The 24,861-nt window shown below is 51.1% G+C and carries 21 protein-coding genes; 5 read left to right on the forward strand and 16 right to left on the reverse strand.

From position 1 onward, the window contains the following. Positions 1-25: 25 nt before the first annotated feature. From CWE23_RS11470 to CWE23_RS11520, 11 genes are all read right to left on the reverse strand, one after another. A complete protein-coding gene (locus CWE23_RS11470; protein ID WP_126820325.1) occupies positions 26-1,795 on the reverse strand; it encodes a sensor domain-containing diguanylate cyclase in 1,770 nt (589 codons plus the stop codon). Beyond that, positions 1,792-2,583, reverse strand: coding sequence for a TatD family hydrolase (locus CWE23_RS11475; RefSeq protein WP_105307410.1), 792 nt, complete (start codon positions 2,581-2,583; stop codon positions 1,792-1,794). Before CWE23_RS11475 ends, CWE23_RS11470 begins: the two co-directional genes overlap by 4 nt. A 9-nt stretch (positions 2,584-2,592) precedes the next feature. After that, positions 2,593-3,315 (reverse strand): twin-arginine translocase subunit TatC, encoded by a 723-nt coding sequence (tatC, locus tag CWE23_RS11480; protein WP_105307411.1) that lies wholly within the window; start codon positions 3,313-3,315, stop codon positions 2,593-2,595. Next, complete coding sequence (gene tatB, locus CWE23_RS11485) at positions 3,312-3,644, reverse strand: Sec-independent protein translocase protein TatB (protein WP_126820326.1); 333 nt, start codon at positions 3,642-3,644, stop codon at positions 3,312-3,314. Before tatB ends, tatC begins: the two co-directional genes overlap by 4 nt. 2 nt (positions 3,645-3,646) lie before the next feature. Further along, positions 3,647-3,886 carry a Sec-independent protein translocase subunit TatA gene (gene tatA / locus CWE23_RS11490; RefSeq protein ID WP_105307413.1) on the reverse strand — a complete coding sequence of 80 codons (240 nt, stop codon included), beginning with the start codon at positions 3,884-3,886 and terminating at the stop codon, positions 3,647-3,649. Positions 3,887-3,902: 16 nt separating this feature from the next. Then, positions 3,903-5,555 (reverse strand): ubiquinone biosynthesis regulatory protein kinase UbiB, encoded by a 1,653-nt coding sequence (gene ubiB / locus CWE23_RS11495; RefSeq protein WP_105307414.1) that lies wholly within the window; start codon positions 5,553-5,555, stop codon positions 3,903-3,905. Further along, the gene (locus CWE23_RS11500; RefSeq protein WP_105307415.1) at positions 5,555-6,157 is read right to left on the reverse strand and encodes a ubiquinone biosynthesis accessory factor UbiJ; all 603 of its coding nucleotides are present in this window, start codon (positions 6,155-6,157) and stop codon (positions 5,555-5,557) included. The genes ubiB and CWE23_RS11500 overlap by 1 nt, the downstream gene beginning before the upstream one ends. Then, complete coding sequence (gene ubiE, locus CWE23_RS11505; protein WP_105307416.1) at positions 6,157-6,912, reverse strand: bifunctional demethylmenaquinone methyltransferase/2-methoxy-6-polyprenyl-1,4-benzoquinol methylase UbiE; 756 nt, start codon at positions 6,910-6,912, stop codon at positions 6,157-6,159. The genes CWE23_RS11500 and ubiE overlap by 1 nt, the downstream gene beginning before the upstream one ends. Before the next feature lie 69 nt (positions 6,913-6,981). Further along, positions 6,982-9,069, reverse strand: coding sequence for an ATP-dependent DNA helicase RecG (gene recG, locus CWE23_RS11510; RefSeq protein WP_105307417.1), 2,088 nt, complete (start codon positions 9,067-9,069; stop codon positions 6,982-6,984). Further along, on the reverse strand, positions 9,070-9,753 hold the full coding sequence (gene trmH / locus CWE23_RS11515; protein ID WP_105307418.1) for a tRNA (guanosine(18)-2'-O)-methyltransferase TrmH: 684 nt from the start codon (positions 9,751-9,753) through the stop codon (positions 9,070-9,072). A gap of 26 nt (positions 9,754-9,779) precedes the next feature. Continuing rightward, positions 9,780-11,309 carry a bifunctional GNAT family N-acetyltransferase/carbon-nitrogen hydrolase family protein gene (locus tag CWE23_RS11520; protein ID WP_105307419.1) on the reverse strand — a complete coding sequence of 510 codons (1,530 nt, stop codon included), beginning with the start codon at positions 11,307-11,309 and terminating at the stop codon, positions 9,780-9,782. A 121-nt stretch (positions 11,310-11,430) separates the two neighbouring features. On the opposite strand from CWE23_RS11520, the gene CWE23_RS11525 reads away from it, so the two are divergent. Further along, positions 11,431-12,780 (forward strand): Na+/H+ antiporter NhaC family protein, encoded by a 1,350-nt coding sequence (locus CWE23_RS11525; protein ID WP_105307420.1) that lies wholly within the window; start codon positions 11,431-11,433, stop codon positions 12,778-12,780. A gap of 32 nt (positions 12,781-12,812) precedes the next feature. Here the strand turns inward: CWE23_RS11525 and CWE23_RS11530 are convergent, their stop codons facing one another. The 4 genes from CWE23_RS11530 to gmk form a co-directional block, all read right to left on the reverse strand. Beyond that, the gene (locus CWE23_RS11530; RefSeq protein WP_105307421.1) at positions 12,813-13,205 is read right to left on the reverse strand and encodes a RidA family protein; all 393 of its coding nucleotides are present in this window, start codon (positions 13,203-13,205) and stop codon (positions 12,813-12,815) included. Between the two features lie 2 nt (positions 13,206-13,207). After that, the gene (gene spoT, locus CWE23_RS11535) at positions 13,208-15,313 is read right to left on the reverse strand and encodes a bifunctional GTP diphosphokinase/guanosine-3',5'-bis pyrophosphate 3'-pyrophosphohydrolase (protein WP_105307422.1); all 2,106 of its coding nucleotides are present in this window, start codon (positions 15,311-15,313) and stop codon (positions 13,208-13,210) included. Positions 15,314-15,445: 132 nt separating this feature from the next. Then, positions 15,446-15,718, reverse strand: coding sequence for a DNA-directed RNA polymerase subunit omega (gene rpoZ / locus CWE23_RS11540; RefSeq protein ID WP_105307423.1), 273 nt, complete (start codon positions 15,716-15,718; stop codon positions 15,446-15,448). Between the two features lie 68 nt (positions 15,719-15,786). Beyond that, positions 15,787-16,413 carry a guanylate kinase gene (gene gmk, locus CWE23_RS11545; protein ID WP_105307424.1) on the reverse strand — a complete coding sequence of 209 codons (627 nt, stop codon included), beginning with the start codon at positions 16,411-16,413 and terminating at the stop codon, positions 15,787-15,789. Positions 16,414-16,562: 149 nt separating this feature from the next. Here gmk and CWE23_RS11550 point away from each other — a divergent pair, with 149 nt between their 5' ends. Beyond that, positions 16,563-17,765: a cyanate transporter gene (locus CWE23_RS11550; protein ID WP_241970630.1), complete on the forward strand. Its 1,203-nt coding sequence runs from the start codon at positions 16,563-16,565 to the stop codon at positions 17,763-17,765. On the opposite strand, the gene CWE23_RS11555 is transcribed toward CWE23_RS11550, so the two are convergent. Next, the gene (locus CWE23_RS11555) at positions 17,755-18,363 is read right to left on the reverse strand and encodes a TetR/AcrR family transcriptional regulator (RefSeq protein WP_105307425.1); all 609 of its coding nucleotides are present in this window, start codon (positions 18,361-18,363) and stop codon (positions 17,755-17,757) included. The genes CWE23_RS11550 and CWE23_RS11555 overlap by 11 nt on opposite strands. A 166-nt stretch (positions 18,364-18,529) precedes the next feature. Here CWE23_RS11555 and CWE23_RS11560 point away from each other — a divergent pair, with 166 nt between their 5' ends. The 3 genes from CWE23_RS11560 (at position 18,530) to CWE23_RS11570 (ending at position 24,859) form a co-directional block, all read left to right on the forward strand. Further along, positions 18,530-20,569: a BCCT family transporter gene (locus tag CWE23_RS11560; RefSeq protein ID WP_126820327.1), complete on the forward strand. Its 2,040-nt coding sequence runs from the start codon at positions 18,530-18,532 to the stop codon at positions 20,567-20,569. Between the two features lie 82 nt (positions 20,570-20,651). Next, entirely contained in the window at positions 20,652-21,794 is a 1,143-nt protein-coding gene (locus CWE23_RS11565) for an exonuclease SbcCD subunit D (protein ID WP_126820328.1), read from the forward strand. Beyond that, entirely contained in the window at positions 21,791-24,859 is a 3,069-nt protein-coding gene (locus CWE23_RS11570; protein ID WP_126820329.1) for an AAA family ATPase, read from the forward strand. Before CWE23_RS11565 ends, CWE23_RS11570 begins: the two co-directional genes overlap by 4 nt. The last annotated feature ends 2 nt before the right edge of the window (positions 24,860-24,861 follow it).

Consider the following 24,861-nt stretch of genomic DNA (forward strand, 5'->3'; position numbering starts at 1 on the left):
ATAGTTACAACGTAAGTTCGGTAGGCTAAACCGTAACGACTTGATCACGTCCCTCGCGCTTCGCTCGGTACAATGCCTCATCCGCGGCTTTAAATAAACGTTCTGTCGATTGCCCCGCCGCGCTGTCGAGTTCTGCAACACCGACGCTGATGGTAATGTTTCTGGCCCCGGAATCGGTCGCAAAGCGAGTCTTGCGAACACGCTTGACCAAGCTTTCAGCAAAGGCTTCCGCTTGCTCCTGCAGGCTATCTGCCAAAATGATAGCAAACTCTTCACCGCCGTAACGACAGACAATGTCTCCCGGGCGCTTAGCACTCTGCTTCAGCACGCTTGCCAGCCCCTGCAGGATCTGATCACCGATAAAGTGACCGTGAGTGTCATTCACTTTTTTGAAATGATCAATATCGACCATCAATAAGCTAAGCGGTCGTTGATTTCGGAACGCACGTCGATACTCTTTTTCCAGTTGCTGGGTAAAGTAGCGGCGGTTGTACAGCCCGGTCAATGAATCTTCGAAGTTGCGCTTCTCGAGTTCGGTGTTGACGTCCTGCAACTCGCGTAACGCAATTTGTAATTCGAAGGTGCGCTCTTCTACGCGGCCTTCCAACTCTTCATTATAGCGCTCTTGAGCTTCCAACTTCTCTCGTCGTTGCTCGTTATAACGCACGGCCAGTACCCACGACAACAACAGTATCTCGATACCAGACCCCAACATGATGGCATGGCGCTGAATGAACATACTGTCGATGACACCCAAATAGCCGAGCGAATTCGCCATCACCGACAACAATAAGGTTCCCCAGGCGATGGTAAACATGCGCGCATAAACCAAACCTTTGCGCCACAAATAAGCACCGACGATCAATAAGAACAAACAACCCGGTGCGGCCATCACCAGAAGCACGTGAATACTTACCCGGTAACTTGCGAATATGGCAACCAAAAACGTCAGTACCGACAATCCAGCCATAACAAACAGCCCGCGGGCCAGGGTGGTGCGATATTCCTTTAAACGCAGCAACTGATAAGCGAACAATGCCGCGGTTAAAAACGTCAGGCTACCAAAAATCGGTATTCCTTTGTCTTGCAGAAATAACGAATCGGGCCACAAATATCGAAAACCGAGACCGTCCAGCGACAGCATCAGCCCCCCGAAAAACAGCGTATACAACGAATACAGACCAAACTCAGGTTCGCGGGAGGCGACAAATCCAAACAGGTTGTATACCGCCATACACAACAACACGCCAAAATAAATGCCTTCGGCCAAACGCTTTTGCATTTGCGCGTCAAAAAAGCGCTGCTCACTGCGGATTGAAACCGGGAGCCGCATTGAACTTTCGGTACGCGCGCTCATGTAAAGAGTGCCGGATTCACCAGCCGGCAAAGGCACCGAAAACTCTGACGTCAAAATGGGTCGCTCGTAATAAGGCTGACGGTCGCCCAGTTCATAAGTTTTAATGGTTTCCGGTTGAACCCAATAAATATCGAGCTCATCAATTAATGGATAGCCCACATGTAAGACGCGGTCGTAGTCTTTTGCATCAATAAATAACCGCAACCAGTACTCATCCCGGGTGTAGCCAAATGATGCCCGGGCGCTGTCCAGCCGCTGCCATTGAACGTTGTCGTTTTCATAGACATCGGAGAGGCTTAATGGTGTTTCAGACTTTAAGTACCACAGTTCAATAGGTTCTTCGCTGTTCGATAAGTCGGTATTGGCATTCGCCGTGTACCAACCCACCAGTAGCGTGAGCAGAATCGCTGACGTCAACAGGTAGACCCAGCGTTTCATGAGCGTTCCTGCTCGAGTTCGAACAAACGCAGTGCGTTCGTGGTTGTCTGTTCGGCCAGCGCGGCGACCGAACATTGCCAGTGTACCGCCAGCTCATTACCGATATAGGGTAGTAACGCCGGTTCATTCATTTTAGGCCGCGGTCTTACCGTTCTGGGTAATAAGAAAGGTGCATCGGTCTCCAGCACAATACGATTCCGCGGCAGTATCGGTAACGCTTCCAGCAGTGCTTGATTGCGGCGCTCATCACACAACCAGCCGGTCAGTCCAAACCAATGCCCGCGCTCAAGGTAAGCTTTTGCGTCGTCTGGCCCGCCGGTAAAGCAATGGGACAAGCAGGGCGTGTGATCAGCACAATAGCGTGTCAGCAGCTCCAACTGTGTGGATAACGCCTCTCGTTCGTGTAAATACAAGGGTAAACCAAGCCGGTTAGCCAGTTGGATCTGCTCTGAAAAGACCCGCTTTTGATCGTCCTCGGAAGAAAAGTTGCGATTAAAGTCCAGTCCGCATTCACCAATGGCGACCACCGCCGGGTGCTTTGCCAGCGCCTCCAGCTTATCGATGTAGTCGCTGCTGACGCCGGCAGCGTCATGAGGATGAACGCCAACGGTTGCGTAAAGTTGTCGAGGGTAGCGTTCGCATAATGCTATTGCCCGCTCTGCCTCTTGTTCATTGGTCGCAATGATCAACTGCCGGCGCACACCCGCTTCCTGTGCTCGGGCGATAACGCCATCCACATCCTTTGACAGACGTGCGTTGGTTAAATTGACTCCGGCATCAAACCACATGAGCAGTGTTTAGTCTCGTTTCCTTTTGGGACGATACCATCGGCCAATGACCAGGCCCAGCTCAAACAACAACCACATTGGTATCGCTAATAATGTCTGCGAAATTACGTCCGGCGGCGTTAATAACATCCCGACCGTGAAGGCGCCAACAATAATGTATGGACGCTTTTTACTGAGTGACTCAGGCGTACTGGCGCCACTCCATATCAGTAATACAATAGCGACTGGTGTTTCAAAGGCAATACCAAAGGCAACAAATATTGCCAATACAAAATCTAAATAGCGTGAAATATCCGTTGCGATAGCGACGTCTGCCGGTGCTACGCTAGTGAAGAAGCCCATCGCCAATGGCAATACGACAAAGTAGGCAAAGGCGATTCCGGCATAAAACAGCAGTGTACTGCTGGCCAGCAAAGGAACCACCAGGCGTTTTTCGGATTTATAAAGGCCCGGCGCGATAAAAGCCCAAAGTTGCCACAGCAAAAATGGGATAGCCAATGCCACTGCCACGACAAACGTCAGCTTAAACGGGGTAAAAAATGGCGCAGCCACATCCGTGGCGATCATTTGTGTGCCTTCCGGCAGATGCTTGATCAGCGGTTCCGCCAACAACCGATACAGATCATTGGCAAAATACGCTAATGCGGCAAAAACCAGGATAATGGCGACAAGGGCGCGCAACAAACGGTTACGCAATTCCAATAGATGATCAAGCAACGGCGAGTCGCTCATTTCTGCTCCTCGTCATTGTCTTTCGATTCTGTCTGCTTCTGGTAGGGCCGTTGCACTTCAGCCGCGGCATTTTGCAGTTCAACAATTGAACGTTGTAATTCTGGACTCAAGTCACTGAAATCCTGAGCTTCTGCTTTCTTAAGGTGTTCATGCAACTCCTTAATACGCAGCTCATGGTCCAGTTCATTTTGCATGCGCTGACCGTAGCTGCGAATACTCCCCAGCGTCCGCTGCAGGCTTCGTAGCGCCGACGGTAAGCGTTCCGGGCCGAGCACCAGTAGCCCGACTATCGCAATAAGCAACAGCTCCCAAAAGCCGATATCAAACATCGTTACTTCCGCGACTGTTCGTTATCAGCGTCTGCCCGTTCCTTGGTCGTAGCGTTCTTATCGTTTTGAGTCAGTTTCTCATCTTCAGAAGCGGGTTTGCTGTCATCGTCTTCGCTAACCGACTTTTTAAACCCTTTTACCGCACTGCCGATATCGCTACCGATATTGCGCAAACGTTTGGTACCAAATAACAATACTACGATAGCTAGAAGAATTAGCAGTTGCCAAATACTGATGCCCATAAGTCACCTTTCCACGTTAACGATTTATGACGTGGGGTCGCGACCGCCACGCTTGTGCGCCGAGTATAACAGTAATCACAGCAGAAGTGATCGGCCAGCCTGGCGCAATATTCGCCGTCGCCAACCAGGTTGTGCTGATAACACCACTGGCTGTCAACAGTGACCAAAACGAACTGGTCGACGCCTGACGTTGTTGCAGTAGCTGACGTTGATGCTGTAACTCAAGTTGTCGCTGAACGTGTTGCTGAGCATGCAGGCTCTCATAGAGTAAGTTCGGTAATTCCGGTAATTTCTCAGCCCAATAAGGCGCATTTTCCTTAACGGAACGAACTACCGCTCGCCAGCCCAGTTGCTCGTTCATCCAACGCTCCAGGAACGGTTTTGCGGTTTTCCACAAATCAAGCTCCGGATAGAGCTGACGACCCAAGCCTTCGATATAAAGCAGGGTTTTTTGCAACAACACCAACTGCGGTTGAACTTCCATTTCGAATCGGCGTGCGGTGTTAAATAAGTTCACCAGCACATGACCGAACGAGATTTCTGCCAACGGCTTCTCAAAAATTGGTTCACAGACCGTACGGATCGCAGACTCAAACTCTTCAATGTTGGTGTGCCGCGGCACCCAACCGGAGTCCACGTGGAGTTCCGCAACTTTTCGATAGTCACGATTGAAGAACGCCAGAAAATTTTCCGCCAGATAACGCTTATCTTCCCGGTTCAACGTCCCCACAATGCCAAAATCAATACCGATATAACGTGGGTTCAAGGGGTCATCTTTGGCGACAAAAATGTTACCCGGATGCATATCCGCATGGAAAAAGCTGTCCCGAAAAACTTGTGTGAAAAACACTTCGACACCACGTTCGGCCAATTTTTTCATGTCCACGCCGCGAGCTTTTAATACCTCTACGTCGCTGACGGGAATGCCGTCAATACGTTCCATCACCATAACGTTATTACGGCTGTAATCACTATAAACCGTCGGGATATACAGCAGCTTTGAGTCTTCGAAGTTACGTTTTAACTGGATGGCGTTAGCGGCTTCACGCAATAAATCCAACTCATCCAGCAACGTCTTGCGATACTCGCGCACTACTTCCTTTGGTTTCAACCGTCGCCCGTCCGGTAAGTGGCGAGCCATCACCGACGCTAAGGTTTCCATTAACTCGAGGTCGGCATCAATGGTGCGACGGATATCCGGCCGAATGACTTTGACGACAATGTCTTTCACGTCGCCGTCGGCAACACGTAACTTACCGGTATGAACTTGTGCGATTGAGGCGGATGCCAATGGCTGTGTATTAAAATCTTCGAACAAGTCGCTGATGTGCTTTAGCCCCAGCGATTTTTCGATTATGGCTTGCGCCGCCTGACCATCAAAAGGCGCCACCCGATCCTGTAAATAAGCCAGCTCCAAGGCGATATCCGGCGGCAATAAGTCGCGCCGGGTAGACAGCATTTGACCAAATTTGACCCATACCGGCCCGAGCGATTCCAGCGCTAGCCGCAGGCGCACACCAGGACTCTTATCTTTATGCCGGTTTGGTAGCCAAAACAGGGCGTGACGGCCTAGCCGTAAAGACCATGGCAACCATTTCGCCGGGATCAAGTCATCCAGACCGTAACTTAACAGGGTTTTGGTGATGGCATACAGGCGCCGGCTTCGCATTAACTGTCCTCTCTTAACTGACGCTCTAGTCGTTCAATTTTGGCGCGCAATTGCTGCAATTGCTGTTTATGCTGCTCAAACTCAATTCGCGCCGGAAGTATCTTTTTCTCATCAATCAATACCCCGGTTGCCCACCGTTGACTCTGCTGCAGGGAATCTGCGACTTGCTGCCGACTTTTGCGCCAGATCTGGCTTAGCCAATGAGCTGGCACAGCACCAATTTTAGCTTCCAGCTCGGCTTCCCAGTCGATATCCAGCTCTTTTATCAGCGCCACCAACTGCTGAGCCAACATCGGGTCGCCTTCAATATCCAATTTACCCGCTTTAATCAACCGCGTAAGGTTGGAGCTGTCGCTGAGCTCGGGCAATACGCCCAGTTCGGTTTGCAGCCAACAGTCGGTTTCGCCTTCACTCACGGTGGTTAACCGCAGACCGTACTCGTCAATACTGACGGTGAGTTCAAACGGTAACTCTTTGATGTCAAAGCGCAGACTTTTACCAACCAGTTTTTGGCGCCGTTGTAGCGAACCAGGATCGCGCGCCAAGAGCTCGTTAATCAGCTTTTCCAGCAACATCCAGGGTATCAGCGACAGACTTTTCATCAAAACTTATAACCTCTGTGCAACGCTACGATGCCGCCGGTCAAGTTTTGATAATCAACATTGTCATAGCCCGCCTGCTGCATCATCCCTTTAAGGGTGTCCTGATCCGGGTGCATACGAATCGACTCCGCAAGATATTGATAACTGTCAGCGTCATTCGCGATCAACTGTCCCATCTTCGGCAACACATTGAATGAGTAAAAGTCATACATTTGGTTCAACCCCGGTGCAACCGGTTTAGAAAACTCCAGCACCAACAGTCGACCACCCGGCTTGAGTACCCGGAACATTGAGCGTAATGCGGCGTCTTTATCGGTCACGTTTCGCAACCCAAAAGCGATGGTAATAATATCGAAGGTGTTGTCGTCAAAGGGTAACTGTTCGGCATCCGCCTGGACATAACGAATATTGCCGACATAGCCTTTATCGCGCAGTTTATCGCGTCCAACTTTCAGCATCGCATCGTTAATGTCTGCCAAGACCACTTCACCGGTGGGACCAACACGGCGTGAGAACTGTGCCGTTAAATCACCGGTACCGCCGGCAATATCCAGCACTTTCATGCCGCTTCTCACACCACTGCAGTCAATGGTATAACGCTTCCACAGACGATGGATACCGAACGACATAACGTCGTTCATCACGTCGTATTTGGCTGCAACGGAGTTGAATACGTTGGCAACCAGTCCCTTTTTCTGTTCCCGGGCAACTTGTTGGTAACCAAAATCGATGGAATCTTGCTTTTTATCGTTCATACAGACACCTTGAACTGAATTTTCTCTAGTGTACTTGATGCTAAGCGTCAGTGCGACAGTGTGTTGTCGTTAAACTTGCGCATAATGATCTCGCCGTGGTAACCAGCGTTCGATCAACGCAGCTGCCGTTGCCGGATAGTCATTTAGCAGACGCTCTGCCAGTGTTTGTGCGGATGGAATTAAGTCAGCATCACGTTCGATATCCGCCACTTTCATCTGCGTCAAACCGGTTTGACGGTGCCCTAATAACTCGCCCGGCCCTCGGATTTCTAAATCACGCTGAGCAATGACAAAGCCATCGTTGCTGTCTCTTAATACGCCTAATCGTTCCGCAGCGGTTTTCGACAGTGGACTTTTATAAAGTAAAACACAATGGCTGGCGGTTGACCCACGGCCAACACGCCCTCGCAACTGGTGCAACTGCGCCAGCCCAAGCCGTTCTGGGTTTTCTATGATCATGAGCGAGGCATTCGGCACATCAACACCCACTTCGATGACCGTGGTTGCCACCAGTAAATCAAGCTCACCGGCTTTAAACGCCTGCATTACGGCTTCTTTCTGATCCGCTTTGAGCCGTCCATGCACAAGACCAACCTTCAAATCCGCCAGCGCCGCCTGCAATTCATTGGCGGTGTCTTCCGCTGCCTGACACTCCAGTACTTCCGACTCTTCAATCAGCGTACACACCCAGTACGCCTGCCGGCGCTCGGTTCGACACACTTGTCGCACCCGCTCAATCACCTGATCGCGGCGAGTATCCGGAATAGCGACGGTGGTAACCGGCGTTCGTCCCGGTGGCAATTCATCAATCACCGAGGTTTTAAGGTCAGCATAGGCCGTCATCGCCAGCGTTCGCGGGATCGGTGTCGCGGTCATGATCAACTGATGTGGCTGAAAGCCCGCCTTGACCCCTTTTTCGCGCAATTGTAAACGTTGATGCACCCCAAAACGATGCTGTTCGTCAATAATAACCAACGCCAGGTTGTGGTAATCCACATCGCTCTGAAACAACGCATGGGTGCCGACCAGCATCGCCACTTGACCCGAGGCAACCCGCTCGAGGAGCTCTCGTCTGGCTTTCCCTTTGGTGCGCCCGCTGAGCCAACCAACCTCGATGCCAAGCGGCTGCAGCCATTGTGAAAACGATAAAGCATGCTGTTCGGACAACAGTTCGGTCGGTGCCATCAGCGCCACCTGATAACCCGCCTCAATCGCCCGTAATGCCGCCAGCGCTGCGACTAACGTTTTACCCGAGCCCACATCTCCCTGTACCAACCTCATCATCGGCACAGGTTGCGCCATATCCGCGTGAATCTCGCTCACCACGCGTTGCTGCGCCGCCGTCGGCTCGAACGGTAAGGTCGCCAGGAACTCATCTTGCAATTTGCTGCCCTCAGCAATGGCAATACCGCCTTCACTTTGCCGTTGCTGACGCAGTTGCAACAAACTCAGCTGATGAGCCACCAGCTCTTCCATCGCCAACCGCTGCTGAGCAGGATGTTGTCCTAGTTCCAGCGCCTGCAGTGAACTCTCGACCGGCGGATGATGAAGCGTCTGCAGGGCCTCCACCAACGACAGTTGGTGCGGCCGTAATGATTCTGGCAACAGCTCCTCGACGCTCTGTTCGGATAAATAGCCGAGGGCCTGTTCAATAATTTTACGCAAGGTGGTTGGGTAAACCCCTTCGGTGGTCGGATAAACCGGTGTGTAGGTGGGTTCCAGCTCGACATGCTGACCCGGCTTGAGTTGTTCATATTCCGGGTGAATCAGTTCAGCACCCGCCATCCCGTGGCGGATCTCACCAAACACCAATAGCCGGGTACCGGCACTGAATTGCTTTAACTGAGCGGCACTGAACTGAAAAAAACGCAATGTCAGCGTGCCGCTGTCATCTTTGGTGCGCACCAGCAGCATCCGCTTGCGGCCATACTTTATATCCGCGTTCTGCACCTCGACGATCAAATTGGCTGACTGTCCGGGACGGACCATGGCGATGTTGGCAATCCGGGTACGATCTTCATAGCGTAACGGCAAATGGAAAATGGCATCCTGAACGGTAACCAGACCCAGCTTGGCCAGTTTCTTCGCCACTTTATCGCCAACTCCCTTTAAGGTTGTCAGCGGTATTTTGGCAAGAGCGGCACCCGAACCCGGCATTTACTTCGCCGCCCTCATGGCCTGCCACCATTGTTCATCGGCGACGATTTGTCCTTGTTCATCAAGCTCTGGATAGCTTAGCCCTTTGCGTTTGCAAGCCTTGGCATAAATCGGATGGCCGCCTTCAAACAATACCCGGTGGCGTTCGGCGGCATCTAATTGGTTACCCTGATAACGACCTGCCGCCTTGCGCTGGCGCTGCGCTTCATACAGCATCACAGCAGCGGCAACAGATACGTTCAACGATTGTGCCATACCCACCATCGGAATCATCACATGATGATCAGCACACGCCAATGCTTCGTCGCTGACACCGTATTTTTCCTGACCCAGTAAAATGGCTGTAGGTTGGGTATAGTCGATGTCACGAAAGTCCACCGCGCTGTCCGACAAATGCGTAACGACCACCTGCATCCGTTGCGACCGCACCGCACTGATCGCATCAGCGAGCTCATTGTAATGCGAGACCCCAACCCAGTTCTGACTGCCCAGCGCCGTTCCCGCCGACAGTTTTCGTTTTGGCGATTCCCATACCGCATGCATCTGATGCACGCCGACCGCATCAGCGGTGCGCACCACCGCTGATAAGTTATGGTTTTTGTGCACATTTTCCATCACCACCGTTAAATCCGGCTGACGCAGATCTAGCAGTTGATTAATGCGCGCAAACCGCTCTGGACTCATGCTGTTTTATTCCTTATTACTGGCCATTAACCACGAAACTTTTTTGACACTTCGTAGATATCTGTACGGCGGTCCTTCTTATTCGTCACCGACCCTTCGTGATGCAAGTAACGAAGTTCATCCAAGTTTAAGTCAGAAAACATCAACATCTCCGTATTCGGCGTTGTTTCTGACATCACCGCATCATGTGGAAAGGCGAAGTCGGACGGTGAGAACACCGCGGATTGAGCGTATTGTACGTCCAGACTTTCAACTTCCGGCAAGTTACCAACACTGCCGCAGATAACCACATAACACTCGTTTTCAATGGCTCGTGCCTGCGCACAGTGACGCACTCGCAGGTAAGCGTTACGGGTATCGGTCCAGAACGGTACAAATAAAATCTCAAGCCCTTCATCTGCCATGATCCGGCCAAGCTCCGGAAACTCAACATCATAGCAAATCAAAATGCCGACCCGACCGGCGTCGGTATCGAAGACATTCACCTCATGACCGCCTTCGATAACCCAGTCGCGTTTCTCATGCGGGGTGATGTGAACTTTGCGCTGTTCTTCGACGGAGCCATCACGACGGCACAAATACGACACGTTATAAATGCTGTCGCCGTCCTGCAATGGCATTGAACCGGTAATGATATTGACGTTATAACTGACCGCCATTTGTGACATTTCACGCTTAAATCGCTCGGTGTAACCGGCTAGAAAGCGAATCGCGTTCATCTGCTGGCTCTGATCGGTTAATCCCATCAACGGCGCGTTGAAGAACTCCGGCAATACCGCAAAGTCACTTTGATAGCTCGACAGCGCATCGACAAAGTATTCGACCTGCTGGAGTAGTTCATCAACCGACTCAACCGAACGCATCTGCCACTGTACCGCGCCCACCCGCACATTCTGAATACGCGTGGTCAGAATGCTGGTGGACGGATCGTAGAGGAAGTTGTTCCACTCCAGCAGCGTGGCAAAGCCACGCGACTTTTCATCTTCTGGCAAGTATTTGCCCAACAAGCGCTTCACACTGAAGTCATTGGCCAGCTGAAAGGTCAGGATCGGATCGTAAATTTCACGGCGCTGAACCTTATCCAGATACTGGCTTGGTGTCAGTTCCTGTGAGTATTTATGGTAATTAACAATGCGACCACCGGCCAAAATGGCGCGCAGGTTCGCCTGCCGGCACAATTCTTTACGCGCATCATACAACCGCCGCCCCAACCGATAACCGCGGTAATCGGGATGGATCAGCACGTCCAAACCGTAAAGCGCATCGCCTTTCTTATCGTTAAGGATGGCTTCACGATGGCCAATTAAATCATCGTACGTGTGCGGGTTGGAGAACTTGTTATAGGCAACTTTTACGGTCAAAGCGACACCGACGATCTGGCCGTTATCCTCCAGACAAAACTGCCCCTCAGCAAAATCCTTGATCAGTTTTTCAATCGTAAACTGGCTCCAGGCTCCGCCTATATCGGTGTAAACAGCATCCATTAATGCTTTAAGTTGTGCGTAATCTTCCAACCGCAAATTGCGCAGTTGAAGATTCAAATTCTCCGGACTCATGGCTTCCCCAAACGTAAAATCATGTTATAGGTAGTTTACACGGAAATTGATCAGGGTTGCACCAGAACGATTAGCTGTATAAACTTCTGGACGTCTAAAATAAATTATAAAAGGAAGTGGTATGAATTCATCGGCCGCCGTCCAGCCGCCAAGTGCTAAGGCACTACTGCCGCTGGCGTTGTTTTTGGCGCTCTTTTTAGGAACCGGCATTTACTTTCAGTCTGAGGGTGTCGAGTACGCGTTTTACCAATTACCCAGCCCTGTGGCGATTTTGCCGGCTATTGCGTTGGGCATTTTGCTAAGCAAGCAGGCATTTGAAGAACGCATTGCCACCTTCGTGGCCGGTGTCGGTGACAGCAACATCGTCACCATGTGTATGATTTATCTGTTAGCCGGTGCCTTCTCGACCGTGGCGGAAGCAACGGGCGGCGTCGATGCGATGGTAGCACTCGGGCTGAATGTAATTCCGGCTTCCTTTCTGATTCCCGGCTTGTTCTTGATCGCCGGCGTCATTTCTACCGCCATGGGCACCTCAATGGGCACGCTCGCGGCGTTAGCACCTGTGGTGCTGGGCATCGGTGAGGCCACCGATATCAGTCTGCCGTTATTGGCAGGCGTATTGGTCAGTGGTGCCATGTTTGGTGACAACCTGTCGATTATCTCGGACACCACCATTGCCGCCACTCGCACACAGGGCTGTAGTATGCGGGATAAGTTCCGCGCCAACCTTAAGATTGCGATTCCGGCAGCCATCATCACCGTGCTTTGGCTGGTCAGTTACGACACCAGTAACGTTCCGATCAAAATCCCGGAAGCCAACCTGTGGTTGTGTCTGCCGTACTTTGTCATCATCGTGCTGGCGGTGATGGGGCTGAACGTCTTTGCCGTATTAGGGCTGGGTATTGTGCTGGCAGCGGCCTTCGGCATGGTCACGGTAGACTACCAATGGGTTAAGTTCAGTCAGGATATCTACGACGGCTTTACCAGCATGCAAGAAATCTTTCTGCTGTCACTGCTGATCGGCGGCCTGTCCGGCTTAATCCGCCAGCAAGGTGGGCTTGCCTTCCTTGCCCGCGTGGTTGAAGCCGTATCGAGCCGCGTCAGTAAACACAAACAACGTTCATCAGCATTTGGGATTGCCGGACTGACCTCGCTGACGAACCTTTGCGTCGCCAATAACACGGTCAGTATTCTTCTGGCCGGCGAAGTCAGTAAGCGCCTGGCCAAACAGGGCAACTTGGCGCCGCGGCAAAGCGCTAGCTTGTTGGATATCTTCGCCTGTACCGTTCAGGGCGCATTGCCTTACGGCGCCCAGGCACTGTTAATGGGGGCAAGCTTTGGTATATCGCCACTGTCGGTCAGCTTACATACCGGCTACTGCTTTATTCTCGGCAGTGTCGCCTTACTGATGATTCTCTGGCGGCGACCTCTGGAAGATCGCGAACCGCAAAGCAAAGAGGCGGCTGTTTAAGCCGCCTCCGGGATGTTACTCAGTGCCGACGTTTAGTTGGTGCTGGGTAGCTCCAAAATACCGTCGATTTCTATTTGAGCGCCTTTAGGCAACTGCTTAACACCAATAGCGGCGCGAGCCGGGTAAGGCGTTTTAAAGTATTTTGCCATGACCTCGTTAACAATGGCGAACTCGGATAAATCCGTCAGATAAATCTGTACTTTGACCATATCCTGTAGCTCACCACCGGCCGCTTCACAAACGGCGGTCAGGTTTTTAAAAACTTGCTCGGCCTGTTGGGTAAAGTCTTCACTGACCAGCTCCATGGTTTCCGGAACCAACGGAATCTGCCCCGACAAATACACCGTGGTACCAATTTTTACTGCTTGTGAATAAGTGCCAATCGCCGCTGGCGCTTTATCGGTTGAGATAATAACTTTTGACATGATTACTTCCTTAAGCGCGTCACGCGCTGAACATCAGGCATCTTACGAATATGACGAATCACGTCCGCAAGGTGTTTGCGGTTACGAATCGTCAGTGCCACATCAATGAAATAAATATTCGCATCAATTTCTTCGGTTTTCAGACCATCAATGTTACATCCAGTGGTTGCAATGGCAGACGTCAACTTAGCCAATGCTCCCTGATGGTTGACGATTTCAATGCGAATTTCCGAAATAAACTCTGCTTCTGGCTTGTTATCCCATTCGACCGGGAAATAACGTCCGGGTTCATCTTCATAACCGCGCACGTTTTTACACTCGCGACGATGAATGACCAACCCTTTGCCAGGACTCACATGGGCAATAATATCGTCGCCCGGAATCGGACGACAGCACTTCGCAAAGCTAACCAGGAGCCCTTCCGCACCTTTTATCGACAGACTTCGCTGCGACGGCGCATCATCTTTAAGTGCCTGCAGCTCGCCCAATAAGCGTTTGGCAATGGCAACGGACATCATATTGCCGAGGCCGATCTGCTTTAACAGCTCTTCTTTGTTCTCAACCCGCGTTTCCTGTACCACGCGTTCAAACTCCGAGGCTGGAATGTCTTCATAACTGATTGGCCCCAACGCTGAGCGCAACAATCGTTCACCCAATTGCTGAGCCTCGGAGGCTTCCTGTCCCTTTAGATACTGGCGAATCTTGGCTCGCGCTTTTCCGGTCACGACGAAATTCAGCCAGGCAATATTAGGCCGCGACCCAACCGCCGTTTTAATTTCGACGGTCTGGCCTGTTTCTAAGGGTTTACTCAGCGAATAGGTGCGGTGGTTTACCCGCGCGCCAACACAGGTATTGCCGACATCCGTGTGCACGGCATAGGCAAAATCAACCGCCGTTGCGCCCTGCGGCAGCTCAATAATGCGGCCATCGGGAGTAAACACGTAAATCTCGTCCGGAAACAGATCCGACTTAACGTTTTCGATAAATTCAAAGGAACTGCCTGCACTTTGCTGCAGTTCGAGCAAGCTTTGCATCCACTTGCGCGCTCGCACCTGAGCCGTGGTACCGGCATCGTCCGTATTTTTATACAGCCAATGTGCGGCGACGCCGCGATCGGCCATCAAATCCATTTCTTCGGTGCGAATTTGAATCTCCACCGGCACCCCGTGCGGCCCCTTAAGCGACGTATGCAAGGATTGATAACCGTTCGATTTGGGAATCGCGATGTAGTCCTTAAACCGTGTTTCAATCGGTTTATACAGATTGTGCAACGCACCCAGAACACGGTAACAGGTGTCAACGCTATCAACGATCACTCGAAACGCATAGATATCCATGACCTGATTAAAGCGCAATTCTTTGCTCTGCATCTTACGATAAATACTGTGCAGATGTTTTTCCCGGCCCAGCACCCGCGCTTGTATCTGATTGCCTTCTAAACGCGACGCAATTTCACTGTGAACTCGCTCCATGAATTCCCGACGGTTGCCGCGGGCTTTCTTGACTTCCGATTCCAGCAGCCGGGCACGCCAAGGGTATAAAGCCCAGAAGCCAAGTTGCTCCAGTTCATTTTTAATGTCATGGATACCTAGCCGGTGCGCCAGCGGCGCATAAATTTCCAAGGTTTCACGGGCAATACGGCGGCGTTTGTCAGGGCGCAAATGTTGAATTGTGCGCATGTTGTGGGTACGGTCGGCGAGCTTGATCAGAATGACACGAATATCCTGTGTCATCGCCATGATCATTTTGCGGTAATTTTCCGCCTGCGCTTCTTCTTTGGAGTCAAACTGCAGCTTATCGAGCTTCGAAACACCTTCAACCAAGTTGGCAACAGTCGCACCGAACAGTTCTGCCAGGTCTTCACGCCGAGTTTCTGTGTCTTCGATCACATCATGCAGCAACGCTGCCATGATGGTTTCCTGATCCAGACGCATGTCAGCAAGCAAACTGGCAACGGCCACCGGGTGGGTAATGTAGGGTTCACCGCTACTGCGCTTTTGCGTGCTGTGCGCATCGTTCGCAACCACAAATGCTTGCTGCACTTGTTCTACCTGCTCGGCAGACAAGTAGTCACTGATTTGCGTTTTTAAGCCTTCAAATAGATACACCGACTCTCTCCGCAACAGGATAAACGTATCGCACTTTCAGAAAAGTCCGTTAATGATCAGAATACGAGCAATCCAACAAAAAAGCCAACGGCACAAGTACCGTTGGCTCTGTAGCTTCAGCAAAAGCTGTTGTTATTCGACGCCACGCAATGCGTTCACTGCCTGCATCTCTTCTGCGTCTGCTTGTTGAGCCGCCTGACGGTCTTCTGCGTCCAGGCGATCATTATCAATCAAACCCTGCTCAATCTCACGTAGAGCAATGACCGTTGGCTTTTCATTCTTTACTTCAACCAAAGGTTGTTTCCCTTGCACTGCCAACTGGCGCGCACGACGGGCCGCTAATAAAATCAAATCAAAACGATTGCCAACGCGGTCTACGGCATCTTCAACGGTTACGCGAGCCATGGTTTACTCCCCATAAAGCCTGAGTGATATTTTTCGAAAGGCTAAGAATTATACGGAAACTCGGCCCATTAGCCAAGCAATTCCTTCAGAGTTTCTGCGTGTCGCACTTGTTGCAGCGACATTCTGCTGCGCTGCGCCAGTACAATATGTTCAAGCTGGGCCAGTGTATCATTAAAGTCATCATTCACCAGCAGGTAGTCAAATTCATGGTAATGGGACATTTCGGCCTGCGCTTTTGCCATTCGCTTGGCAATCACCTCGTCACTGTCCTGGCCACGGTGACGCAGTCGGCTCTCCAAAACCTCCAGACTGGGCGGCACAATAAACACCGAACGGGTTTCCGGGTGATGTTCACGTACCTGCTGTGCGCCTTGCCAGTCGATATCGAGAAACACATCGATGCCTTGCTGTAACGCTTCTTCAACGACCTTTCTTGAGGTCCCGTAATAGTTATCGAAAACACGCGCCCACTCATAAAATTCGCCAGCATCAATACGCTGTTCAAACTCGGCGACATTCATGAAGTGATAATGGATACCATCCTCTTCACCCGGTCTGGGCGGACGGGTTGTTGAGGAAACTGATACCTGCATGGTTCCGTCTGCATGACGCTCCAGCAGCGCTTTGATCAAACTGGACTTACCGGCTCCGCTGGGAGCCGCGATAATAAAGAGATTTCCGGATTGCGTTGCCATGCTTGTCGTCATCTGCAAGAAGTTGAGTTGCCGCTAATGGCATCAAAGAATACCATGCTTACGCCTGAATGGTAAAAGTACAATCGTTCACTCTTGCTAAAAAAAGCAGTAAAGTGGCGGCACTTGACCGTTTAAAGGAATCGATAACGTTGTCTGTAAATTCAACTACGCAACCCCAGGTTGCCCGCAAAAGCCTGATGTTTGGACTGGCGCTACTGGTTTTACTCGGCCTCAACTTACGCCCACTGCTCACCTCCATCGGTCCTCTGACCGATGAATTGATTGTAGCCACAGGGGCATCATTCAGCAGCATCTCGCTGCTCACCACCTTGCCCATTTTAATGATTGGTGTACTGGCGCTATTTGCCGGGCGCCTGACCATGGCGCTTGGCTATAAACGAGGCATTACGCTCGGTTTGGTAATACTAACCGCAGGACTGCTGTTGCGCGTTATCCCGCCAACCATTGAGCTGTTGTTATTCAGTGCGTTGATCGGAGGCTTCGGTATTGCGCTGCTGCACATTATTATTCCGGAGTTAACCAAGCATCGCTATTTACATCGGCTGGGTATGGTCACCGGCTTGTGGTCCGCGGCGTTAATGGGAGGCGCAGCGCTTGGCGCCGTATTAACGCCTTGGTTTGCCGAACAGTTACCGGAACGATTTTATTCACTCGCCGCCTGGGCCGTGCTAGCGATTCTTACACTGATTATCTGGTGGGCCCCGCAAAATCGCGTGCCGCTTGCCAATATCCCACCCAGAGACCAGCTTCTGAAAGCGGTTCGTTATCCGAGAGCTTGGTTTTTGGGCGCCTACTTTGCTTTGGTTAATGCCGGTTACGCCGGTTTTATCGCCTGGATTGCGCCGTTTTACGGTGAATTTGGCTGGCCGGCGCAGCAATCAGGCAATTTGTTGGCGCTGTTCTCACTGGTGCAGGTGGCGGGGGCACTCATTCTGCCGGCACTCTCGCACAGCCAGGATCGACGCCCTTGGCTGATTGTGGCGGTACTGACCCAGATGGTAGGCTTTGCTGGCCTTAGCTTTTGGCCCGAGTATTCACCCTGGCTTTGGTCTGCACTGTGCGGTTTTGGCCTGGGTGGTGCGTTCCCGCTCTGTATTGTTATGGCACTGGATCATCTGGACAACCCGGTTCAGGCCGGACGTTTAGTGTCGTTCATGCAGGGAATTGGCTTTATGTTTGCCAGCTTGATGCCGTTACTGACCGGTTGGTTCCGCGATGTCAGCGGCGATTACAGCTTGGGCTGGCAACTGCACATCGCCGTCGGACTGGTTATTCTGGTGTTTACGCTTCGTTTTAACCCCAGTCACTATGCCTCACTGTTCAAACGTTAAGCACCGCCGACGCCGGCAGTATCTGTTGACAAATATCATCGGCCAGTTGCTTCAGCTGGTCGTTCGGTAAGTCCCGTTGAGACATCACACTCAAGCCCAAGATATTAGACTGGTAAAGCCGTGCCAGTCGTTTGGCATCCGCGCGAGGTGCCAGCTCTCCTGCGGCAATTGCCCGGCAAAACTTCACTTCGAACAGCTGCTGCAGCTCGTTCATGTAGTTTTTTACCGGTTCATTATTTAATGTTTGATGGTTACTCAGTTCAAGCAAGGTTTTGATCAACATGCAGGCTTTGCTGGGAGTATTACCCTGTATTTTCGGTTCAACAATATTCTGCAGCAGTTGAACAAAGCCTGCTAACTCAGTATCACCTTCACTCAGTGCGGCGCTAAAACTGGCCTTAGTGCTCTCACCGTAAACGGCCAGCGCTTCACCGAACAAGCGTTCTTTACTGCCAAAAGCAGCGTATATACTGCCCGGCCGCATATCCATTGCCTGCTCGATGTCTTTCATTGAGGTTGCATGATAACCCTTTCGCCAGAATAAACTCATGGCATTGTTCAGCGCTGTTTCGCGGTTAAATTGTGGCGTTCTGGCCATACTTGTTCCCTGTATAAAACAGTTTGTTCATCAAAATACACCCTCCAGTATAGACAAGCTAATTATGCCTTTAAAGTGGATTATTATAAAAAGTGAGCCTTTATGCCTTTTCGTTAGTAGGTTATAAGTGTTAGTTAGGAACTTACTCGATTAACAGGAGTGTTAAATGTCTAGCGAGAAAAAGCCATGGCATCACGCCATATTATTCCCGGTGTTCCTGCCTGCGATTATTGTTATCGCACTGCTGGTCGTCGGGACACTGAGTGCGCCGGAGCAAGCAGGTAAACTGTTTGAAAGCACGCTCGCCGGAATCACCGAACATTTCGGCTGGTTCTACATGCTTGCCGTTGCGCTGTTTCTTATTTTCATCGTCGGGGTCGGCATCTCCAAATGGGGGAGAATTAAACTCGGTCCCGACCATTGTGAACCGGAATACAGTTTTACGTCGTGGTTTGCGATGCTTTTTTCGGCCGGTTACGGCATTGCACTGCTGTTCTTTGGTGTCGCAGAACCCGTGTTACATTATGCCGATCCACCGGCAGGAGCCGCAGAAACCGTTAACTCAGCCAAACAGGCCATGCAAATCGCCTATTTTCACTGGGGCTTCCACATTTGGGCCATCTACGGGTTGGTCGGTCTGGTGCTGGCTTATTTCTCCTTCCGTCACGGCTTGCCGTTGTCAATGCGTTCCACCTTATATCCGCTGATCGGCGAAAAGATTAACGGCCCAGCCGGGCATGCAGTAGATACTTTTGCCATCCTCGGCACGATGTTTGGCATTGCCACTACGCTGGGCTTATCGGTCATCCAGATTAACACCGGCCTGAATTATCTATGGGAAGATATCCCGATTGGTTCCACGGTTCAGATCATCGCCATCGGGGTCATTACTCTGGCCGCTATCGCATCCGTGGTCGCCGGTATGGATAAGGGCATCAAACGACTATCGCTGATCAACATGACGCTGGTTTTATTTTTACTGTTGTTTGTGTTTTTTGCCGGCCCTACCGTGCATATTCTGGAGACCTTTTTACAAAATACCGGCGCCTATTTAAGCGGTATCGTTGAGCGTACCTTTAACTTACAAGCCTACACACGCAGTGACTGGATTGGTAACTGGACGCTGTTTATCTTTGGCTGGACCATTGCCTGGGCGCCGTTTGTCGGGCTGTTCATTGCTAAGATCAGCCGTGGTCGCACCATCCGTCAGTACGTCTTCGGTGTCATGCTGGTACCGTCGATTTTCACCTTCTTTTGGTTTGCCGTATTCGGCGACACCGCCCTGAATATGATCATGAATGAAGGTTATACCGCGCTCATCAGCGAAGTGCAGAATAATCAGGCCATCGCACTGTTTAAGCTTTATGAACAACTGCCACTGACCAGCATCATCAGCTTTGCGACGGTTATCTTGATCATCACATTCTTTGTTACCTCTTCTGACTCAGGCTCATTGGTGATTGATTCCTTGTCCTCCGGCGGAATGCTGGAGACACCGGTTTGGCAGCGTGTGTTCTGGGCGTCGACCGAAGGCATCGTTGCCGCTGTACTACTGCTGGCCGGAGGCCTTGGCGCTTTACAAACCGCAGCCATTACCAGTGCCTTACCCTTTGCGGTAGTCATCCTCATCGCTGCCGTTGGTATGTGGCGTGCTTTGATCATTGAAGGGCACCAATACACCAGTCTCAAGAGTCACCGTCAGTTTCACCGTCGTGGCGTGAATGAAGGCCCCGACTACTGGAAGAAACGGTTGTCAGGCTTGGTGGACTTTCCTAAAAAAGAGCCGGTACTCGATTTTATCTACAAAGCCGCGGCCGAGTCACTTAAGCAGGTTCGCGACGAGCTAAAAGAACAGGACTGGCCGGCCGAATTTCAGGAAGATAAAGAGCATAACCGTATTATGCTCACCGTAGAGCGCGACAAAGAGCTCGACTTTGCCTATGAAGTCCGGTTACGTGACTACCTGCTGCCGGAGTTTGCACTCACTAACGATAAAAACCGTGAGGTTTATTATCGAGCTGAAGTGTTCCTGCGTCAGGGTGGACAGTCTTATGATTTGTATGGCTGGGAAAAAGCCGACATCATCAACGACGTCATCAATCAGTTTGAAAATTATCTGCACTTCCGTCACCACAGCCCCGGCGTGTTGCCGTGGGAGATGGAAAAACATGACGCAGACTTACAGGATACGGAAACACAAAAATAATTCGTATCGACTAAAGGCCGCCTTCGGGCGGCTTTTTTTATGATGTATAGTAGTCACATCACTCTCTAGCAAAAACGATCGCATGAGAATTCTGCATACCTCAGACTGGCACTTAGGGCGGCTATTTCATCAAATATCGCTTGTTGACGAACAGCGCTGCGCCATAGAGCAAGTGCTCGACTATATCAAAAACTATCAACCGGACGTGGTAATTATTGCCGGAGATATCTATGACCGTTCGGTTCCGCCGGCATCCGCAATCTCGTTGTTCGATGACTTTGTCGATACCTGTTTGAGCCAATTGGGTGTGCCAATCATTGCCATATCCGGTAATCACGACGGTGCCGAGCGACTTGGCTTTGCGTCCCGCCAATTGGCAACGTCCGGTATGTATCTGGTCACAACACTGGAGCAAATGACACAACCGATCGTACTCGACGATGAGCATGGGCCTGTCGACTTTTGGGCGGTTCCGTTTCATGACCCGGCTCAAGTAACCGATTTCACCGGCGAGCCACAGCGCGATTACAACCACGCCCATGAAACCTTAGTGAATGCCTTAAAAAAGGCAAATGACCGTCGTTCCGTGCTGGTCAGTCATTGCTATTTGGACGGTGCCAACGAATCCGATTCGGAAAGGCCACTCTCAATGGGCGGTGCCGACCGGGTTGACTGGCAGTTGTTTAGCGACTTCGATTACACGGCCTTGGGGCATTTGCACCAACCACAGTACAAAGGCCGCGAGAACATTCGTTACAGCGGCTCACTGCTCAAGTACAGCTTTTCTGAACAACATCAGAGGAAGTCTCTCACCCTGGTGGATATGGATGCCGACGGCAACTGCTCGATTCAGTTATTACCGATTCAGCCACGCAATGATTTACGCGTATTGAAAGGCACGTTAGAGGAAATTCTGTCCAAGGCTAAAGAGGACGCGCGCAGTAACGATTATGTACAGGTCATCCTCACCGACGATGAGGCATTGCTTAACCCAATGGCGCGAGTCAGGGAGCACTATCCAAACGTTATGGAATTGAAGAAAGAGCGCTTTCAAGTCCGTCAGGGAGAGCAACTGGCAGCTGCCGGTGAACAGCTAAAACGCAGTGAACTCGACATATTTGAGGACTTTTTCAGTCAAGTTCATCATCAACAACTTAATGATGAACAACGCCAACAACTTGAAGCGGTGCTTGCCCAAATCGCCGACCAGGAGCGCCAATCATGAAGCCTATATTGCTCGCCATGCAGGCGTTTGGGCCGTTCGCCGAACGTGAAGTTATCGATTTCAGAGCACTCGGAGAACATCCTCTTTTTCTGATCAATGGCGCAACGGGAGCCGGTAAAACGACCATTTTGGATGCCATCAGTTATGCGTTATTCGGAAAGACCACTGGCGCAGAACGACAAGGCGAACAAATGCGCTGTCACCACGCGGGCCTTGATGTAGCAACCGAAGTGGATTTTATTTTTGCGATAGGCACAAACATCTACCGTGTCCAGCGTTTACCAACTCAATGGCGACCAAAACTTCGCGGTGAGGGCTTAAAGGAAGACCGAGCGACAGCCACACTCTGGCAAATCACTGCGGGTACGGAGCCGGCCTTCGATCTCAATACGGATCAACAAAAACTGCTGGCAAGCCGCAAAGTTAATGACGTTACTCAGCACGTTGAGCAACTTATTGGCTTAAAGGCTGACCAATTCCGACAGGTGGTGGTGTTACCCCAGGGCAAATTTCGTGAACTCTTAACGGCCGATGCCGGCCAACGAGAAGACATTTTTGCACAGCTGTTCCAAACACATCGCTACTTATTGATTGAAGAACAGTTAAAAGAGTCTGCTCGTGAACTGCGCCAGCAGATGCGTCAGCACGAACAAAACTTACAAGCCCTGCTGGATGATGCAAAAGTCACCAGCAAACAGGAGCTGACCGAGCGATTACAACAATTGCGCCCGCAGCTAAGCCAACTAGAGCAACAGAAGACGTCGCAGGCAAAAGCGGTGCAGCAACTGCGCTCGCAATTGTTGCAGGCTCAACACGTGCAAAAGCAGTTTGCACAACAACAACAGTTGCTGAGCGAGCGCGATCAATTGCGCAACAGAGAACCGCAAATAAACACCCAACAGCAGCGCCTTGAACGTGCCAAAAAAGCACAACAGTTGGCAGCCGACAGCCAACATTTGGCATTGTTACAGCAGCAATCGCAAGAGCTGCGCAGTCGTACCGAGCAGTTGCAAACACAGCAACAACAGCTCAGTGAGAGTAAACAACAGGTGGAACAGGCCTATCAGCGGGCACTTCAGCTCGACGATGATAACCAAACACTACGCCGCCAGCTTGAACAACAACGGCAATGGTTACCCAAACTCGAATCGTTGCAACAGATGGCCACAGAGCAACAGCAATTGGCGGCCAAGTTAACGCAAGATCAACGGCAATTGACTGAAATCGATGAAGAACTTCAGCAACAGCGCGAAAACAACATCCATGCTCAACAGCAATTGGATGAGCTTCGTACTGCACTGGATCAACAAACATCATTGGAAGCCGAACAGCATCAGCTAACACTGTGGCAGCAGCAACGCCAGCGGCATGAAGAACTCGAACGCCAGCAACAGCAACTGCGCCAACAGCAACAACAACTGCAGCAACAACTGCTGGCTCAACGCGCAACCACCCACGCCGCGGAGCAACAGAGCCAGCATCTGGAAAACCGATGGTACGATCAACAAGCGCTGACACTGGCTCGAACACTTGAGTCCGGTAAGCCGTGCCCGGTGTGTGGTGCCACCGAACACCCCAGCCCGGCGCACAATCAGAATGAGGAATTAGTAGAACACCAGCAAGTCATCGCTGCACGTAAAACGTTTCAACAGGAACAACAAAAGCAACAGCAACTGGAACAGCAGTTGAGTCACAGCCAAAACCGGTTGGATCTGGTGCAACAGCAGTTGCATGAAAATGGTGAGCCTAAAGCGCCACAACAACTGGATCAGCTGCGCCAGCAACTGGCCGCCAAAGCGAGTCATTATCAACAGCAGCGCCGGCAGTTGGTAAGACTGAATCAACAAATTTCGGAGGGCCAACAGCGATTAGAACAGCTGGGTACGAAACAGCGGACATTAGCCGAACGTATTCATCAGCAGCAGTTGCAAAAGCAGACGGCCGATGAACGTTTGCGCATGTTGCGCCAAGAGATTCCGGAAGATCTGCGTTCGGCAGAACAGTTACAACAATCAATGAGCGCTTTGGAGCATCAGTTACAACAAAACTTAAGCCGTCAGCGCCGCGCCACCGAACAGCGCGAACAACTGCTCGAGCAGCTCTCCGCCGTCGCTTCTCAGCTCGATAGCACCGGCCAACAAGCCAAAAATGTGCAGCAGCAACACCAACACGTTGAACAAAAGTTCCAGAAACAGTTGCAAGAGCTGGGTTTTGCCAGTAACAATGACTATGAAAGTGCCCGCCTGAGCAGCGGCGAGTACCAGCAACTCGAACAACAGATCGCTGAGTTTAAACAGCAAGTTACTCGCGTCGACAGTTTGTTATTTGAACTGCAACAAGCGCTGGATGGTAAGCAAGCGCCCGATATTGATGCGTTACAGCAGCAACAACAAGCCGCTGAATCCGAGCTACAACGATCCGAACAAGATTGGCTTGCTCTCCGCGATCAGTGCATCCAGCTGGAAAACGTTTTAAAACGTGTTAATAACAGTAAAAAGCAAGCAGAACAATTACATAAGCGCTATGCTGTGCAAGGAACTTTGGCTGATGTCGCCAGCGGACAAAACACACAACGGCTTAGCCTTCACCGCTTCGTGCTGAGCGTCTTGCTTGATGATGTATTAAACGTAGCTTCCGAGCGCCTGCAGCAGATGACTCATGGCCGCTATCAGCTATTACGCGAACAGACCGTTGCCGATGCCCGTTCAGCCGGCGGCTTAACCCTATTGGTCGAAGATGCCTATACCGGCCAGCAACGCAGTACAAAAACGCTGTCTGGTGGCGAGGGCTTTATGGCCGCATTAGCACTTGCTTTGGGTCTTTCAGATGTCGTACAGAGTTATGCCGGTGGCATCAGGTTAGATACTTTGTTTGTTGATGAAGGCTTTGGTAGCCTCGATGATGAGGCGCTCGATATGGCCATTAATACCCTGGCAGAATTACGTGCCAGTGGTCGGACTATTGGAATTATCTCGCATGTGCGAGAATTAAAAGATCGCCTGCAAGACCGTATTGATGTCATCCGTGAACGCAGTGGCAGCAGGATAGTAATGAGGACTCAGTAACG

This window comes from Idiomarina aquatica, from assembly GCF_003987185.1.
GTDB lineage: Bacteria > Pseudomonadota > Gammaproteobacteria > Enterobacterales > Alteromonadaceae > Idiomarina > Idiomarina aquatica.

Excerpts from the sequence above, each read along its gene's own strand:
- CWE23_RS11520 (WP_105307419.1), bottom strand. The coding sequence starts at position 11,309 with ATGAGTCCGGAGAATTTGAATCTTCAACTGCGCAATTTGCGGTTGGAA.
- tatB (WP_126820326.1), bottom strand. The coding sequence starts at position 3,644 with ATGTTTGATATCGGCTTTTGGGAGCTGTTGCTTATTGCGATAGTCGGG.
- tatC (WP_105307411.1), bottom strand. The coding sequence starts at position 3,315 with ATGAGCGACTCGCCGTTGCTTGATCATCTATTGGAATTGCGTAACCGT.
- CWE23_RS11475 (WP_105307410.1), bottom strand. The coding sequence starts at position 2,583 with ATGTGGTTTGATGCCGGAGTCAATTTAACCAACGCACGTCTGTCAAAG.
- gmk (WP_105307424.1), bottom strand. The coding sequence starts at position 16,413 with ATGGCAACGCAATCCGGAAATCTCTTTATTATCGCGGCTCCCAGCGGA.
- ubiE (WP_105307416.1), bottom strand. The coding sequence starts at position 6,912 with ATGAACGATAAAAAGCAAGATTCCATCGATTTTGGTTACCAACAAGTT.
- trmH (WP_105307418.1), bottom strand. The coding sequence starts at position 9,753 with ATGAGTCCAGAGCGGTTTGCGCGCATTAATCAACTGCTAGATCTGCGT.
- ubiB (WP_105307414.1), bottom strand. The coding sequence starts at position 5,555 with ATGCGAAGCCGGCGCCTGTATGCCATCACCAAAACCCTGTTAAGTTAC.
- recG (WP_105307417.1), bottom strand. The coding sequence starts at position 9,069 with ATGCCGGGTTCGGGTGCCGCTCTTGCCAAAATACCGCTGACAACCTTA.
- rpoZ (WP_105307423.1), bottom strand. The coding sequence starts at position 15,718 with ATGGCTCGCGTAACCGTTGAAGATGCCGTAGACCGCGTTGGCAATCGT.
- CWE23_RS11525 (WP_105307420.1), top strand. The coding sequence starts at position 11,431 with ATGAATTCATCGGCCGCCGTCCAGCCGCCAAGTGCTAAGGCACTACTG.
- CWE23_RS11530 (WP_105307421.1), bottom strand. The coding sequence starts at position 13,205 with ATGTCAAAAGTTATTATCTCAACCGATAAAGCGCCAGCGGCGATTGGC.
- CWE23_RS11570 (WP_126820329.1), top strand. The coding sequence starts at position 21,791 with ATGAAGCCTATATTGCTCGCCATGCAGGCGTTTGGGCCGTTCGCCGAA.
- CWE23_RS11560 (WP_126820327.1), top strand. The coding sequence starts at position 18,530 with ATGTCTAGCGAGAAAAAGCCATGGCATCACGCCATATTATTCCCGGTG.
- CWE23_RS11565 (WP_126820328.1), top strand. The coding sequence starts at position 20,652 with ATGAGAATTCTGCATACCTCAGACTGGCACTTAGGGCGGCTATTTCAT.
- CWE23_RS11470 (WP_126820325.1), bottom strand. The coding sequence starts at position 1,795 with ATGAAACGCTGGGTCTACCTGTTGACGTCAGCGATTCTGCTCACGCTA.
- tatA (WP_105307413.1), bottom strand. The coding sequence starts at position 3,886 with ATGGGCATCAGTATTTGGCAACTGCTAATTCTTCTAGCTATCGTAGTA.
- CWE23_RS11500 (WP_105307415.1), bottom strand. The coding sequence starts at position 6,157 with ATGAAAAGTCTGTCGCTGATACCCTGGATGTTGCTGGAAAAGCTGATT.
- CWE23_RS11555 (WP_105307425.1), bottom strand. The coding sequence starts at position 18,363 with ATGGCCAGAACGCCACAATTTAACCGCGAAACAGCGCTGAACAATGCC.